Origin of the sequence: Methanohalophilus sp. DAL1, assembly GCF_001683555.1 — an archaeon.
Classification (GTDB): domain Archaea; phylum Halobacteriota; class Methanosarcinia; order Methanosarcinales; family Methanosarcinaceae; genus Methanohalophilus; species Methanohalophilus euhalobius.
This window is the reverse complement of record NZ_MAFX01000025.1, coordinates 1-15555: the sequence shown is the minus strand read 5'-3', so window position 1 is coordinate 15555 and position 15555 is coordinate 1. Positions and strand designations below refer to the sequence as shown.

Here is a 15555-nt window from a genome sequence, read left to right as displayed (position 1 = left end):
CAGCGTGACACTATCCCCACGATAAAATTCATTATCACCAACGATGTTTGCGCTTACATCGGGACCGCCATATACAGTGTAGTAGTTGTCACTAAAATCAAAATTATCAGGCAAGGCATTATTCTGCGGGGTGAAGCCGGCAGCTGAGGCCGGAATCAGGCACATCAGGGATATTCCCAGTGCAATTATTCCTATCATTAAATTTCTTTTATTCATGGTCACTCCTCTCCTTTCCAGAGTTACTTTTTCTTTTTACGGATACTGTCAACTACCAGATATATGGTTATCAAAAGAGTCAATAAAAGTGAAATCTGGGTGATACCAATCCATTTATCTGATGATTGCATTGGCACATTTATTTTCATGTTATCAGAAAATGCGTAATCCCCATCTTCATCGATATAACGTATCTCACTATCTATTGCATATTCCTTGACAACAGCCATAACATCTGAGTTAACATTAAATGAAACTGTATGTTCTTCGCCCGGTTCAAGAGTACCCAGCAATGCCGTAGAACTGCCGGTACTTAAGGGGTCCATGACGACCACCCTGGCAAGAGCATCCTCTGCAGTCAATTCACCTGCATTGCGATACGTCACCTGTATTACGCTTTCCTCACCGGCAACCAGCTCTCCATTAACATCAACGACTTCAAATTCTGCTTCCTTTTCTATATGGATAGGTATTTGCAGAGTTTTATTCGAATTATTATAATAGGTAGCATGATCCATGTCAGGCAACCCTAGTTGAATAGTCCGTCCACCGGTCATACGAACATCCTCCTGATATTCATAACTTACAGGAAGAAACAATACGTAGTCCCCTGCTGGAGCGTAATCCGAAATTTCAATCGTGAATGTCATAGGACGTGAGGGTAAATCTCCGGGACCCAGTTTTTCCAGGGTCTGGCCATCGGTCGAAGAATCAATCTCTATATAATCAGTAGGAGAAACCAGACTGGTCTTTATACCGTAAGCAATTGTGCGTTTTGTTTCATATTCCAGCTCTTTCATGGCAAGGGCTTGTTTGGTCTTGTCACCCTCCACATCTGTGACGGATTTAAAGCCATGCAAAATGCCCCTGTTAGAGAGAATTACATTGAGAGTAGCTGTTTCACCCCGCTCAAAATGAGTGTCCCCTACCACTGAAGCATGAATATCCGGCATGCCATAGCCCCTGTAATAATTTGTAGTATATTCATAAGTTGGGGGGATGTACTCTTTCGATTGGGCCGTAGACATACCACTAAATAGAGTTGCAAGCAGTATTACTGAGATCAGGGACAGAAAGACCAGTGGTCTTCTGAAATTAGTTATATTGTTTTGTATCCTACTCATGAGATATCAGCCCCTGTTTGAAGATTATTTGCAGATGAATTCATATTATGCCCTGCTTTTTTTGCTCTGTGTTTATCCCTCCATTTGTCCAGGGTTACAATTACAGGAGGGAATATGACAAATGTAGCAATCAGAGCAAGGGCAACATCGATTACAGTAATGATACCAAAACTGCTTATAATACCAAAAGCAGAAGCAACCAGTGCCAGGAAACCAAATAGTGTGGTCAAGCCGGAAGTAACGATGGCCTTGCCGATCTTAACACTGGCTTCACACATAGCTGCTTCAGGTAGAGCACCCTTTTCCCTTTCCTCAAAGTAGCGCTCCATCATAAGTACCGCATATTCCGAACCAACACCCAAAATCAGAGCTCCAAGGGTCGCGGTCATCGGCGTATATTCCATATTCAGATAGTACATTAGCCCTCCAGTCCATCCAATTACCATAAACATGGTTATGACAGGTACAAAGGCTTTCAGGAAATCCCTGTATATTAAAAGCAGACCGGCAAAAACCATTCCAAGCCCCAGGTATGTCATGAAAATCCTTCCAGATGTAAGGGCACCTATGACCTCGATAAACACAAAAGAGTGACCCGTGATTGTCACACTTACGTCTGGTGGAGGAGCAAGCCACTGAATATCCTCTTCAATGACATTAGCAAGAGTTTCAATACCTTCCAGTCCCAGACCGCTCATGGCATCACCGATGTTGAGGTTGACAACCATTATATTCTGGCCACTTATGTATCGCTCCTTTGCAGAATCAGGAATCCCTGAAAGAACATGCTTTACCCCTGCCTCTGAATCCGGCAGCACACCGCCATTATTATCTTTTATTAGTGAGACGAGACTTGTTGCTGCATAAACATTATCACGATTATCAACTTCATGCTGACTGAACTTATCGACCCAATGTAAAAGGTCCGGGTCTGCAATATTTGAAGTCTTTATGATTACATTGAGCTCATCATCCCCACCTGTAATATCTCCGAGATGCTGGAGGTCTATCAGGGCAGGCATATCTTCCGGCACAAAAGTTTCAGTGTCTGTCTGGATTGGGACAAAGGTATCGGTGTAGAGACCATTTACACAGATCAAACCTGCAATGATGAGTACGGGAACGGGATGTTTCATCGTAAAAGTCGCAACCGAACGCAGGGTATTATCAATAAAGCCACCTGAATCAGTGCTGGTTTGCTTTTTATGAGGTTTTTTGAACCTGCGGGTGATAAGCCTGTGACGAAGAGAATCTACACGATGTTTTTTTGCTTTTTCCTGTCTTTTTTTTGCAAATGTATCAAGCCCGTATATAACAGTCACACCTACAAAAAGAGAGGACAGGAAACACATGAACACACCAATAAGAAGGAGTTTTGCAAAATCCTGCACCATAGGTACTGTGGAAGTTGCCAGAGAAACAAAGCCAAGTGATGTGATTGTAAGCGCAATCATAACAGCCGGACCGGTATGTTTGATCGTGTCGATAACCGCCTCCCGGGGAGACTCACCCCTTTCCAGTTCTTCTTCAATACGGTTATGGAACTGTATGGCATAATCGATTCCCAGACCGATAAGTACCGGAAACGCTGCCATGGACACCATGGTCATGGGTATACCCAGATAACCCATTGCACCGAAAGTATAGATTATTCCCAGAAGCACAATTGCAAGGGGCATCAATCTCCATCTTACGTGCCTGAATACAAGATAGAGAACAATGACCATCAAAAAGACGGAGAGCAAGAGCAAGACACCCATGCTGGACGTCATTTCCTTATTCATCCCTATCTCAAATGCAGGGTCACCGGTGACAATCGAAGTGTAACCAGGAGGGATCTCTGCCAGGTCTACCGAAGTTTCAACTTCATTGAGAATTTCCTGTTTTCGGACCTCACTGGTATCCCCTGCCATTTCAATATAAACAAGTGTATGAGTTTTATCCGGAGACAGGGACGATGGGATATAAGGAATCAATTCGGACAACTGTTCATCATTTTGAGGAATTTCAAATCTGCCGTTTTCCAGCTTGTTGGCTTCCTTTACAACCGAAGAAGCACTTTGTGTACTCAGCACACCCGGTATCGAAGACGACATCTTTTCCAGACGATCGAGCGCTTCCAGCAAAGCCCTGTCCCTTACATCACCCCCTTCCACCATAACAACGATGGCTTCCTTACTAAAAAGACTCAGGTAAAGATGATCATAATTCTGGTACAGCTGCGAATCTTTATCCACAAATGTTTCTGTACCCGATTCCATCTTGATCAGCTGAGCACCTTCAAATGAAACAAGAACAAGTAACATTGCAATTATCACAATGGCAATCGAATGATCCTCAACGAAAATACCCAGTTTCTCAAAGATGTTTTTAATAGGGAAACACTCCTTTTAATTTATAGAGATATATTTATATACGCAAATATGCTGTATATTTTGTATACGAGTACTTGACTACATATTGGGGCTGATTCATGTAATTCTTCTATATATAACTTATTCATTACCCACAAAAAAATTCATTTTTATCAATTATTTTAAGTATTTAAAGCATTGTCAGCTATTTTTCGTTCCAGATTTACTACCGAACGCATACTTTGCAGCATTTCGTCAATTTCATCCTCTTCAAGCCCTTCAAGCATGACATCGACTAATTTCTCCACACAGCCTTCAAGAACATCTATATACCTGTAACCAGAGGAGGTTAGTGAGACCCATATTTTTCTCCGATCCATAGGATCTGCTGTCCTTTTTACCAGACCCTCCTTCTCAAGAGAATCAATAATGCTTGTCACACTGCTTTTTTTCAGGTTCAGGAACCTGGCCAGGGTAGAAGGCATCATCTCCTTTTCCCGGCCGAGAATAAGGATTGCATGATTGCGATTTTTCAAATATGGTAACGGCTCGGACTTGTCATCAAAAACTTTTTCCACAGCACCATAAATAAGTTTTCTGGATAAGATATCGTATTCCAGTTTCAGTGCTGCAAGTTCTTTCATAGATGAATGAGCATCTTCCAATTAACAACAACTCCACAGCATATTTCATATTCCAAATAGTCAATTTATCGAACAAATAGGATAATGAAATATAAATTTAACCCCTGGATAATTTACAGAATAGAGAATGTCCTGGCAAGCGTAGAAAATGATGAGAAACTGTAAATGAACTGGGAGAGGGATACAAGCAGAATCCCTCCCGTTTGGAGTGAGTGCTACAAACCAATTTTAACATATATACTTGTCGCGTAGGAAGACCCTAGATTAAAATTATTTGAACTGAAAAGAAAAAAGAACTTATTGATAAGTTAAAAACCGATAATTATAAAAAATATATAAATAGTATAGATCATTGGTGCCAGCAAACTGACATCGTATAACCTGAAGAAACATTTTCTTTTTACTCGGGTATGTTCGGGATTTCCGTTAATTCACCCCGATGGTTCCTGAGAATATATTTTTCCTCATCTTTATCTACCATATAATAATCCGGCATCAAAGGAATTTTACCAACGTTGGTTGCAATTACATACATTGGCTGAGCAAGTCCTGTTGTGTGCCCACGCAGACCATCGCGTATCAATTCCGCACCTTTTTCTACCGGAGTACGGAAATGATCGATTCCCGGTGCAGGTTCACAGTAGAACAGATAATATGGCCTGATTCTTGCAGTCAATAATTTCTGATGCAAATCCCTTATGGTTTGCACATCATCATTTATGCCTTTCAGCAATACGGCCTGATTACCTACGTTAACACCTGCAGATACAAGATCATAGACCGCACGTTTTGTTTTATCAGTAATCTCTTTGGGATGATTGCACTGGGTATTCAGCCAAATTGGTACATCATGATATCCACCCAGTATCCTTTTCAGATTATCAGTAATCCTGTGAGGCAAAACTATAGGCAAACGTGAGCCAATACGAATCATCTCAACATGGGGAATATCCCGAAGACTTCCAATAATATATTCAATCTTTTCATCCGATAAAAGAAGCGGATCCCCACCAGTTATCAGAACATCCCGAACCTCAGGATGCTGGCGAATCCATTCAATACCATCGTCCACATTAAAATCCAGTTTCAGATCATGATTCACAACCAGTTCTTTCCTGAAACAATGGCGACAATAGATACCACATTTCTGGAAAACCGTAAATGCGACCCTGTCCTTATACTGCCTGGCTATACTATCAGGGCGTACTTCATCGGTGGCCCTGTTTTCTTTCCAGACAAGGTAATCTTTCATCCCATACCTGTTATGAGTTTCCTGAAGGGATGGGACAATCTGTTTCCTGATTGGACACTCCGGATCATCCTTGTCCATAAGGGAAGCAAAATAAGGTGTAGTACCCCAGTGTGTATCAAGGGTTTTTATGGCTTCCCTTTCAGATTCAGTCAGATTGATTATTTCTTCGAGCTTTTCAAGAGAGTTAATTTGATTAGTAATTTGATCTTTCCATTCTTCACTCATTATAGTGAATACTCCTTATCAAGAGATAATAGTCATAAAATATATTGTTTATGGTAGATATTTGTAAATAGAGCAAAGTTGTATTGCTCAAATCCAGACAAAAAAACACATCCAGACAAGCCCAAAAAGGTGTCTAATTAAAAACTGATTGTGTGAATGGATGGAAAAAACGCTCCATCCCTGCAACACATTAAGTGAAAATTATTTCAGATAACCTTTTTTCTGAAGCCAGGCGACTTCCTGTCTTCTGTATTTCCAGACGACATCGGCTTTTGAATCCTGAATGTCCCAAGGTACTGCAAGGACCACGTCACCTTCCCGTATTCTCATACGTCTTTTACGGGAACCGGGAATTCTTCCCATTCTTACAACACCATCCATACATTGAAGATCAAGCCTTTTGCCTCCAAGCATCCTGGTTACTGTAGCAACAATCTCATTCCTGTCCTTACGCGGAGTACGGACTTTAGTAAATTGTGCACCCTCGTTCTGCTGTTTATTCTTATTCTTTTTTTTATTATAGTTGTTATAAGCCAGATTGATACCTCATTTAGATTTTATGAAGGAATTTTATTTTAGTAATCAGAAGGCGGAATTAATACAAATTATCCCCAAAACAAAACCAATTCCTGATAATAAATTATGCAATCACAACGTTGCTCTATATGCATTCAACATATTTAAACCCAATTGAACAGAGCAAAATAAAAGTTAAAAGATATTAACTAGTTGTAATTGTAAAAGAGTAATTAAACCAATAACTATAGAACCACATTAAACGTACATTTGCAATATATTCTTTGCACTTGAAGCAGTGGTTAACAGAAAGTAAAGATTAACGTTAATCCTATTTTCCATTATCCCGTCTAATCCGACCCGATATCATACATATTGGTACATTCTAAAACCGACATCTGTTAGTAACCAGAAGTACAATATTACTTGATAGGAGGAATTCCATGAACAACGATAGGGAAATTTTCTGGGAAAAACAATCCTTTGTAGTAATAACTGACAATACTAAACCAGCAATGAAATACACTATAGATGAACTCAATAATAGAGGTAAAGAAGTGTACGTTTTTGATTTATCAGCTAACCCCGATAAAGGAGACATAAAAAGTATTGATGACATACCAGATAATGTAGAAAATGCTGTACTGGGAATCACAACCTCCGATCCAGCAGACTTTGTGCAGGCTCTCAAAAAAAAAGGATGTTCTAATTTCTGGATACACTGGCGTACCGAAACTCCAGAAATTGAGGAGATGAGGGACCCTGGTATACAGATAATCAAGGGAAAGTGCCCCATGATGTACCTGGGGAAGGATTTCAGCATCCATGGCCTGCACAGATCAATTGCTAAATTTACAGGAAAATACTGAATAAAACATAGACATTATTTCGTAATAATTACTTAAGCTATTCAGACAAAAGTCTATGCAAGGGGAATGTCAATGGATAAAGAAGACAAAACCATTATAAGAGTATCAAAAGACGGACCATACATTGTAAGCAATCTAAAAACCCTGCGTAATTCAAAAGGGGTATTCATTGAAACAAAGCCCACCATGGCAATGTGCAGATGTGGAGGGTCCGCAAGCAAGCCTTTTTGCGATGGCACACACATGAAGAACGATTTTTCAGGGGAAAAGAAAGAAGACCGCGTTCCTGACAAAATGGATACTTACAAAGGAAAATCAATCACGATCCATGACAACCGTGGTGTATGTTCCCACAGGGGTCACTGTACAGATAATTTGCCTTCGGTTTTCAGAAGAGGCGTTGAACCCTGGATAGACCCTGACGGCGCAGATCCAGAAGAGATTGCGAGGGTTATCAGGATGTGCCCATCCGGAGCATTGAGCTACACAATGGATGGACAGCTGCACAAAGATTACCCTCATGATGCGGAAGTATTCGTCGGGAAGGACAATGCCTATAATGTGGTGGGAAATATTGAACTTGAGGATACTGATGGATCTGAACCTGAGACCCAGGACCACTATTGCCTGTGCAGATGCGGGGGCTCCAAAAACAAACCATTCTGCGATGGAAGTCACCGGTACATTGAATTCGAGGATGAGAAAAACTGAAACTCCTGTACATCTGGTGAAAAAGCACAATAGAAAATCGGTTGGTCATACAGGAAAACACCGATTATTATTTCTTACTTTTTTTGGAAAACTATCATGATCGATGTGACCTAATAGTGGTTCGAGATTACCGAGAAGATAGAGAAAGGCATATGAAAAATATGTGTAAAAAGGGGTAAACCTATATACCCGAATGTCGATTTTTATTCCGGTGTCGTCTACAAATAGCTTGACACCCTCCCAAACTTGCAACGGCAGTTTTTGCCACTGGAAGGATATCGGGCTGACTTTGCACATTGTCTCGAACAATATTCAGATAACAGATTGATAAGACCACGCGCAAATTCGTTTAACGAATTTATATTTACAGGTGCCAATTATGGATAATAATTCAATTTCTTTTAAAGCAAGAGATACTCTTGATACCAGGGGTAAGAAAAGTACCATATACCGTCTGGATAAACTTGAGGAAAATGGCCTTTGCAAAATTACTTCTCTTCCCTATTCCATCCGGGTATTACTGGAAAATCTGGTAAGGAATACAGATGGCAAGGTTGTAACCGAAGAGGATGTAAAAAACCTTGCAGGCTGGAAACCCGGCAATGTACCAAAAACAGACATCCCATATATTCCTTCAAGGGTAATCCTGCAGGATTTTACAGGCGTACCTGCGGTTGTGGATATTGCCGCAATGAGGTCTGCAATGAAAAAACTTGGTGGAAATCCGGAAGAAATTAACCCTGTAATTCCTGCAGATCTTATTATAGACCACTCAGTACAGGTCGATTGTTACGGCACTTCCTATGCAAGAAACTGTAATGAGAAACATGAGTTCCAGAGAAACAGGGAACGTTACGAACTGCTGCACTGGGCACAGAATGCCTTTGACAATTTCAACGTAGTACCTCCGGGAAGCGGCATAATCCACCAGGTAAACCTTGAACACCTGGCAAATGTGGTACATCTGCGGGAAGAAAACGGCGAAACTGTCGCCTATCCCGATACTCTTGTAGGAACCGATTCCCATACAACAATGATCAATGGTCTGGGTGTCCTGGGATGGGGTGTCGGTGGGATCGAGGCCGAAGCGGTTATGCTTGGCCAGCCCTACTATATGCCAATACCTGAAGTTGTGGGTTTTGAACTAAGAGGAGAACTGAAAGAAGGAATCACAGCCACAGATCTTGTACTCACAGTAACCCAGATGCTCAGGGAACACGGTGTTGTAGGTAAATTCGTGGAATTCTATGGTCCCGGTTACAGGAAACTTTCCCTGCCTGACAGGGCAATCCTTGCCAACATGGGTCCGGAATACGGCGCAACAATGGGATTTTGCCCTGTTGACGAAGTTACACTGGATTACATGCGCATGACCGGACGCAGTGAAGAACATGTGAACATGGTTTTCCAATATTGCAAGAAGCAGGGCTTGTTTGCAGAACGTGATGCACCGGTTCCGGAATATACATCCACTCTTGGACTTGATATGGGTACGGTGCAGCCCTCCCTTGCAGGTCCGAAAAGACCACAGGACCGCATTGTGCTCAGTGATATGTCCGCAGTTTTCCACAGGACAATGAAGGATGTATACTCCCTGAAGAAGGGAACTGAAGACTTCGAGACCGATCCGGATTACAATCGCTGGCTTGAAGAGGGGGGTTATAATGTTGTGGAGAAAATCCATCCCGACCACAGCGGGATCATGAAGATCAAATGTGAAGGAGAAGAAGCCGACCTAAACCATGGTTCTGTTGCCATTGCTTCCATCACATCCTGTACCAATACCTCAAATCCTTCAGTGCTTATCGGTGCCGGACTGGTTGCGAAAAAGGCAGTTGAAAGAGGGCTTAAGGCCAAACAATTTGTGAAAACCAGTTTTGGACCCGGATCAAAAGCGGTAATGAACTATCTGGAAGCAGCCGGCCTTGTACCTTATTTGGAAGCCCTGGGATTCCACCTTGTGGGCTACGGCTGTCTCACATGTATTGGGAACAGTGGACCCCTGCATAAATCGGTAGTAAAGGAAATTGAGGAGCGTGACCTGACTGTTGCATCGGTACTCAGCGGAAACAGGAATTTCGAGGGCAGGATCAGCCCCCATGTAAAAGCCAATTACCTGGCATCCCCTATGCTCGTGGTTGCCTTTGCCCTGGCAGGCACGGTGGATATTGACCTCACAGAGGAACCTATTGCATGTGACCCGAACGGTGAACCGGTCTACCTGAAGGATATCTGGCCTGCGAACGGCGAGATAGAACAGTACTGTGGCGAATATGTACAACCCGAAATGTTCGAGAAAGAATATGCCAATGTATTCCAGGGGACTGAGCGCTGGCAGGAACTCGACGCTCCGGAAGGATTACTGTACGACTGGAACAACGCATCCACCTACATACAGGAACCTCCATTTTTCCAGGACTTCCCTATTGATATCGAAAATATGAAAGATATAAAGGATGCAAGGGCGCTTGTAGTTGTGGATGACAGCATTACCACCGACCATATATCTCCAGCAGGCTCGATTCCTGCTGATTATCCTGCAGGCAGATACCTGATGGAACACGGCGTGGCGGAAGAAGAGTTCAATTCCTATGGTTCCAGAAGGGGCAATCACGAAGTGATGATGCGTGGAACCTTCGGTAACGTGCGCCTGAAAAACAAACTTGTGCCTGGCAAGGAAGGTTCATGGACTGTTTACCTCCCTGAGGCAGAGGAGATGCCAATCTATGATGCTGCCATGAAATACATGGAAAATAGCATTCCACTGGTGGTAATCGCAGGCAAGGAATATGGAACAGGCAGTTCCCGTGACTGGGCGGCCAAGGGTACACAACTTCTCGGTGTAAAAGCTGTGATCGCACAGTCCTACGAAAGAATTCACCGCAGTAATCTTGTGGGAATGGGAGTGATCCCCCTGCAGTTCAGGGAAGGTGAAAATAAAGAAAGCCTGGGACTTAAAGGCGATGAAACCTACACCATCAGGGGCATCCCGGAAATGAAGCCCGGTGGCGAACTCGATGTTGTAGCCCGTCACCCGGATGGGAATGAAGTCATATTCAATGTAATTGTAAATCTCAATTCTGACATCGAAGTGGACTACTGCAAAAACGGTGGAATCCTGCACAAGTTCCTGAGGGACAAGGCAAAAGGGGAATAATTCCCCATCCTCCTTTTTTCATATTTTTCCTTCCAGAAAATTACACCTATATTTGATTCATATATTATTTTGCTACCTAAACGATACATTTCCAGAGCCTTCGCTGGGTAAAATATATCGATAAAAAACGTTAATCAGTCAGCAGTAATTTCAGGAAAGTAATTAGGAAATTAGATGAAAAAGAGATATCAGGATGATATCTCTTTGACCTGTATATTGAAGTTCAATGCCTTACCGGCAAGGGGATGATTCATATCGAGTATGACTTCCTCATCGCCTACTTCGACAATCTTTGCAGGAAGTTCCTGGCCATCTGGTGTTTTCACCAGCAACATCATTCCAACTTCAACGTCAATGTCTGACTGAATGTTGTCTTTAGGTACTGGTTGGGAAAGACCATCATTGTATTCACCATAGGCTTCAGAAGGCTCAAGTCTGAACTCTTTTTCTTCACCTTCTTCCATATCTCTGACAGCATCGTCAAATCCCTGAATAACCTGACCTGCCCCTACAGTAAATTCAAGAGGCTCCTCATGATTTTCGGAACTGTCGAAAACTGTGCCATCATCCAGAGTGCCTGTATAATCGATCTTTATTGTGTCGCCATCTTTTATTGACAATATATCAACTCAGTGTTGTATAAAAACGAGTTCTCACTCATCTCATAGCCAACCGAGGTTGTCTACCTTACTTAGGTGTTTTGGGTGAAATTCACATTAGCGAGATTATAAGTAGATAACTTTCATAATTATAAATCCGGGAATTAAGCAGTATAAAGGAGAGTAAAAGTTGAAAAAATTGACAGTAAAATCGTGCATACAAGCCGATGACTCACTGGGAGAGGAGTCCCTCCAATTACACGAAAAACATCATGGTGTCCTTGAAGTGGCAAGTAAAGTCCGTCTGGACAATACCCGGGACTTAAGCATTGCCTATACTCCCGGTGTTGCCGAGCCCTGCAAACGAATCGCTGAAAACAATGATGATGTATATAAATATACACTGAAAGAGAACACCGTCGCAATCATAACAGACGGCTCAGCTATTCTGGGGCTGGGAAACATCGGTGCATCTGCAGGTTTACCTGTGATGGAAGGTAAAGCTATCATATTCAAGGAACTTGCAGGAATTAATGCATTCCCGATATGTCTTGATACCCAGGACACCGAAGAAATTATTAAAACTGTCAAAAATATCGCCCCGGTTTTCGGAGGGATCAATCTCGAAGACATAAGTGCACCCCGCTGCTTTGAAATTGAAAGGCGGCTCAAAAAGGAATTGCCAATACCCGTAATACATGACGATCAACATGGAACCGCAATTGTTACAATCGCAGGCCTGCTGAATGCACTTAAACTTACCGGCAAAAAAATCAACGAGATTAAACTCGTTATATCTGGGGCCGGTGCTGCCGGCATGGCCATTGCCAGAAAACTCCTTCATACAGGAGTGAGATCTGAAAACCTGCTTGTATGTGACAGACATGGAATTATTCGCAAAAAACGTACAGAGGGGATGAATCCTGAAAAAGTGAAAATCGCTGAATTTTCAAATCCTGAAGAAAAAAAGGGAAGTCTTACTGACGCCGTAGCTGGATCTGACGTATTTATAGGCGTTTCTGTTCCCGAAATCCTTACAGAAGATATGGTTGCTTCCATGAACAATGACGCCATTATCTTTGCTATGGCAAATCCCATACCTGAAATCATGCCCCTTAAAGCCTTTGAAGCAGGCGCTCGTATAGTGGCAACCGGAAGATCTGATTGTCCCAACCAGATCAACAATTGTTTGGGATTTCCGGGGATCTTTAAAGGTGCACTGGACACCAGGGCCATCCAGATCAATCTGGAGATGGAACTTGCAGCCGCTAATGCCCTTGCTGCAATTGTAGAAGAGGACGGCATTGAAGAAGATTACATAATACCCAATCCTCTTGACAGGAGAGTTGTCCCTGCTGTGGCAAAGGCTGTTGCAGATGCGGCTATAAAGAGTGGTGTCGCCCGTAAAAAATAATGGAATTAAAGGACCGCATCCCTGTATTCAGCAAATCCCCGCCTGTCAAGCAGGTCACCAAAACGTTCTCCATCCTGTCCGTATTTCCTGTAATAGGCAAGCGTCTTTTCGAGAATAGAGAACAGGCTTTGTTCATCGGTTAATTCTATGAGTTTGTCACAGGCGCGAGGGAAGCGTCCAACCTTGCCTCCTACAAATATAGTGTAACCGGATTCTACTCCCAAGATTGCATCTTTTTTGCAGGAAGTGATGCATTCACCACAATATATGCAACTGTTACTGTCGATGTCTACCTGGCCGTTATCAATGGTTATGGCACCGGCCTTGCAAACCTTTTCACAGAGGCCACAGGCCACACAATTGTTTTCCACCCATTCAGGTCGTACCACCCCCATAATACCGAAATCATTTTCCTGAGGTTTCATGCAGGATGCAGGACAGCCGGTTATTGCAATCTTGAATTTTTTGGGAACGTAGGTTCCAAAATATATCTCATCGATTCTTGCAGCCAGTTCAGGACAGTTAATGAGACCGTGGTTGCAGACGGTGTTACCCTGACATGACACTACACCCCGTACCTTCTGGCCACTTGCCCCGCCAAAGAGACCTGAATATTTCATCTCTTCACTTATATTTGCAACATCATCCAAATCCACAAAAGGAATCTCCGCACCCTGCCGCGAGGTAATATGGATATGCCCTGCCCCATATTTTTCTGCAGCATCGGCAAGGGCACGCAACTGGTTTGCCTCTACATACCCGCCAACAAGATGTGTACGCATTGAAAATTTGTGGTCCTGTTTCTGGGGCAGAAAACCATTATTCTTCAACGATTTAAGGTTGTTTTTCTCATTACTCATAATGATCACTTATTAGCCGGGGTGATGAAGAAAAGTATATATAAATATGACCGACAGAATTTAAAAAAAGATATTATTTTAATATATAGTTAATTATTTTCAGACAGATTTACAAACCTACAACATTTCGAATTCAATAAATCAAACTGAAAATTAGACGAATTATAGCAAAAAACAGGATCCGGGAAATCCCGGAAACCTTATTTCATCCTTTAATCAAACCAAGCAACTCACGTCCAAAGGCGAAAAGGTCACCCGGATGACGTGAAGTTATAAGGTTGCCATCAACTATTACTTCACTATCCCTGTAATCTGCACCTGCTACGATCAGGTCATCCCTGATACCGGGCCAACAGGTGGCCTTGCGACCATCCAGCACCCGGGCGGAGATCAGAAGCTGAGGGCCGTGACAGATAGCAGCCACAGGTTTTTCTTCATTCATGAAATGCTTCACTATATCCAGCGCATATTCATTCAGCCGCATGATCTCAGGCCCCTTGCCACCGGAAATTACCAGTGCATCGTATTCATTGGGATCGACCTCATCAAAAGACAGGTCCGCTTCAACATGATAGCCATGTTTACCCTCAATAGTCCCACGGGAAACAGATACCACCCTCGCATCGATACATTCCTCTTTCAACCTGTGCAAAGGATAAAACAACTCGAGATCTTCAAAACCATCAGCCCCAAAAACCAAAACTTTCATTCAAATGTACCCCCGTAAAAATTGAAAAACCGGAATAATTCGGGATTATTCCTTGAGAAGTTTCAAAGCATCCCTGCAGGCAGCTACAGCGGGTGCACCCGAGGTTATGGATATGACTTCCATGGTCTCCATAATCTCTTCAGCAGTGGCCCCGTTTTTCAAGGCACTCTGCATCTGTACAACCGTGCATCGTTCACATTGCTTGGATGCCACCACTGCAAGTGCCATAAGAATTTTCATCTTTGCAGGCAGCGCACCATCGGATAGGAGTTTCTGATTGCAATGATTGTATTTTTTCAGGAAATGCGGATCGATCTCACCCAATGTTTTCAGGATTTGAGGAGTGAAACCCAGTTTGTTGCTCATACTGTCCAGTAATTCTTCATGTTCAAGTTCTTCATGTTCTGACATGTTATACCCCAATTTAGTACATGCGTTTCTGGTTGCATGCTATATAAATACATTTGGTGAAGTGTAATTCTCCACAGAAGCAGTTTACGCCATAATTAATATTATATTTTTTTGTGACTTCATTTGGGTTAGCAAAAATCTAAAAGTTAATTACAGTACTTAGCTAATTTTGAGCACCTGAACTTAACAACACCTCCCGATAGCTTTACTGAAAAACAGGGGTGTTGCCTATGGCCTTGTTATTGTGTGGGCATATGCGAGCATATTGTCCAAACACATCTCAACTGATGGTTTTGGAGGGCAGTATCCCCTGATTATCCACAATTGTCTGCATTGGATTGCTACTTCTTGCCGAAGCCTATCTGTTGATTTCAAAAAAGGGAATGAGAAAAAGAGGATTTTAGCAAAAATGTCTTGATTTGCTGCAGGGAATACATTCCATAAAATCAATAACCGCTTCAGCCCAGCTTCTCCAAATGTCCCAGAATCTCGTC

At 42.5% G+C, this 15555-nt stretch carries 13 protein-coding genes and 1 pseudogene; 4 read left to right on the top strand and 10 right to left on the bottom strand.

Going from position 1 to position 15555, the window contains the following annotated elements:
- The 6 genes and pseudogenes from A9957_RS06130 to eif1A form a co-directional block, all read right to left on the bottom strand.
- Window positions 1–216, bottom strand: a pseudogene (locus tag A9957_RS06130) (hypothetical protein); the annotation flags it as partial.
- A gap of 23 nt (window positions 217–239) precedes the next feature.
- Entirely contained in the window at window positions 240–1340 is a 1101-nt protein-coding gene (locus A9957_RS06125) for a COG1361 S-layer family protein (protein WP_292343530.1), read from the bottom strand.
- Complete coding sequence (locus A9957_RS06120; RefSeq protein WP_292343528.1) at window positions 1337–3658, bottom strand: RND family transporter; 2322 nt, start codon at window positions 3656–3658, stop codon at window positions 1337–1339. The genes A9957_RS06125 and A9957_RS06120 overlap by 4 nt, the downstream gene beginning before the upstream one ends.
- A 218-nt stretch (window positions 3659–3876) precedes the next feature.
- A complete protein-coding gene (locus A9957_RS06115) occupies window positions 3877–4359 on the bottom strand; it encodes a MarR family winged helix-turn-helix transcriptional regulator (protein WP_292343527.1) in 483 nt (160 codons plus the stop codon).
- 379 nt (window positions 4360–4738) lie between these two features.
- Window positions 4739–5815: a KamA family radical SAM protein gene (locus A9957_RS06110; protein ID WP_096713020.1), complete on the bottom strand. Its 1077-nt coding sequence runs from the start codon at window positions 5813–5815 to the stop codon at window positions 4739–4741.
- Between the two features lie 201 nt (window positions 5816–6016).
- Window positions 6017–6352 carry a translation initiation factor eIF-1A gene (gene eif1A / locus A9957_RS06105; RefSeq protein WP_096713019.1) on the bottom strand — a complete coding sequence of 112 codons (336 nt, stop codon included), beginning with the start codon at window positions 6350–6352 and terminating at the stop codon, window positions 6017–6019.
- Window positions 6353–6774: 422 nt separating this feature from the next.
- Here eif1A and A9957_RS06100 point away from each other — a divergent pair, with 422 nt between their 5' ends.
- The 3 genes from A9957_RS06100 to acnA all read left to right on the top strand — a co-directional run bounded on the left by A9957_RS06100 (window position 6775) and on the right by acnA (window position 11068).
- Window positions 6775–7200 (top strand): hypothetical protein, encoded by a 426-nt coding sequence (locus A9957_RS06100; protein ID WP_096713018.1) that lies wholly within the window; start codon window positions 6775–6777, stop codon window positions 7198–7200.
- Window positions 7201–7272: 72 nt separating this feature from the next.
- Window positions 7273–7911, top strand: a complete 639-nt coding sequence (locus A9957_RS06095; protein ID WP_105460999.1) for a CDGSH iron-sulfur domain-containing protein — start codon at window positions 7273–7275, stop codon at window positions 7909–7911.
- Window positions 7912–8290: 379 nt separating this feature from the next.
- Complete coding sequence (acnA, locus tag A9957_RS06090; protein WP_292343525.1) at window positions 8291–11068, top strand: aconitate hydratase AcnA; 2778 nt, start codon at window positions 8291–8293, stop codon at window positions 11066–11068.
- 188 nt (window positions 11069–11256) lie between these two features.
- Here the strand turns inward: acnA and A9957_RS06085 are convergent, their stop codons facing one another.
- The gene (locus tag A9957_RS06085) at window positions 11257–11688 is read right to left on the bottom strand and encodes a peptidylprolyl isomerase (protein ID WP_292343523.1); all 432 of its coding nucleotides are present in this window, start codon (window positions 11686–11688) and stop codon (window positions 11257–11259) included.
- Window positions 11689–11857: 169 nt separating this feature from the next.
- Between A9957_RS06085 and A9957_RS06080 the strand changes: the two genes are divergently transcribed.
- Window positions 11858–13081 carry an NADP-dependent malic enzyme gene (locus tag A9957_RS06080; protein ID WP_096713015.1) on the top strand — a complete coding sequence of 408 codons (1224 nt, stop codon included), beginning with the start codon at window positions 11858–11860 and terminating at the stop codon, window positions 13079–13081.
- A gap of 5 nt (window positions 13082–13086) precedes the next feature.
- Here the strand turns inward: A9957_RS06080 and A9957_RS06075 are convergent, their stop codons facing one another.
- The 3 genes from A9957_RS06075 to A9957_RS06065 form a co-directional block, all read right to left on the bottom strand.
- Window positions 13087–13941: a 4Fe-4S binding protein gene (locus A9957_RS06075; protein WP_164909051.1), complete on the bottom strand. Its 855-nt coding sequence runs from the start codon at window positions 13939–13941 to the stop codon at window positions 13087–13089.
- Window positions 13942–14146: 205 nt separating this feature from the next.
- Window positions 14147–14650, bottom strand: a complete 504-nt coding sequence (locus A9957_RS06070) for a type 1 glutamine amidotransferase domain-containing protein (protein ID WP_105460995.1) — start codon at window positions 14648–14650, stop codon at window positions 14147–14149.
- Window positions 14651–14695: 45 nt separating this feature from the next.
- Complete coding sequence (locus A9957_RS06065) at window positions 14696–15061, bottom strand: carboxymuconolactone decarboxylase family protein (protein ID WP_013036943.1); 366 nt, start codon at window positions 15059–15061, stop codon at window positions 14696–14698.
- Window positions 15062–15555: the final 494 nt, after the last annotated feature.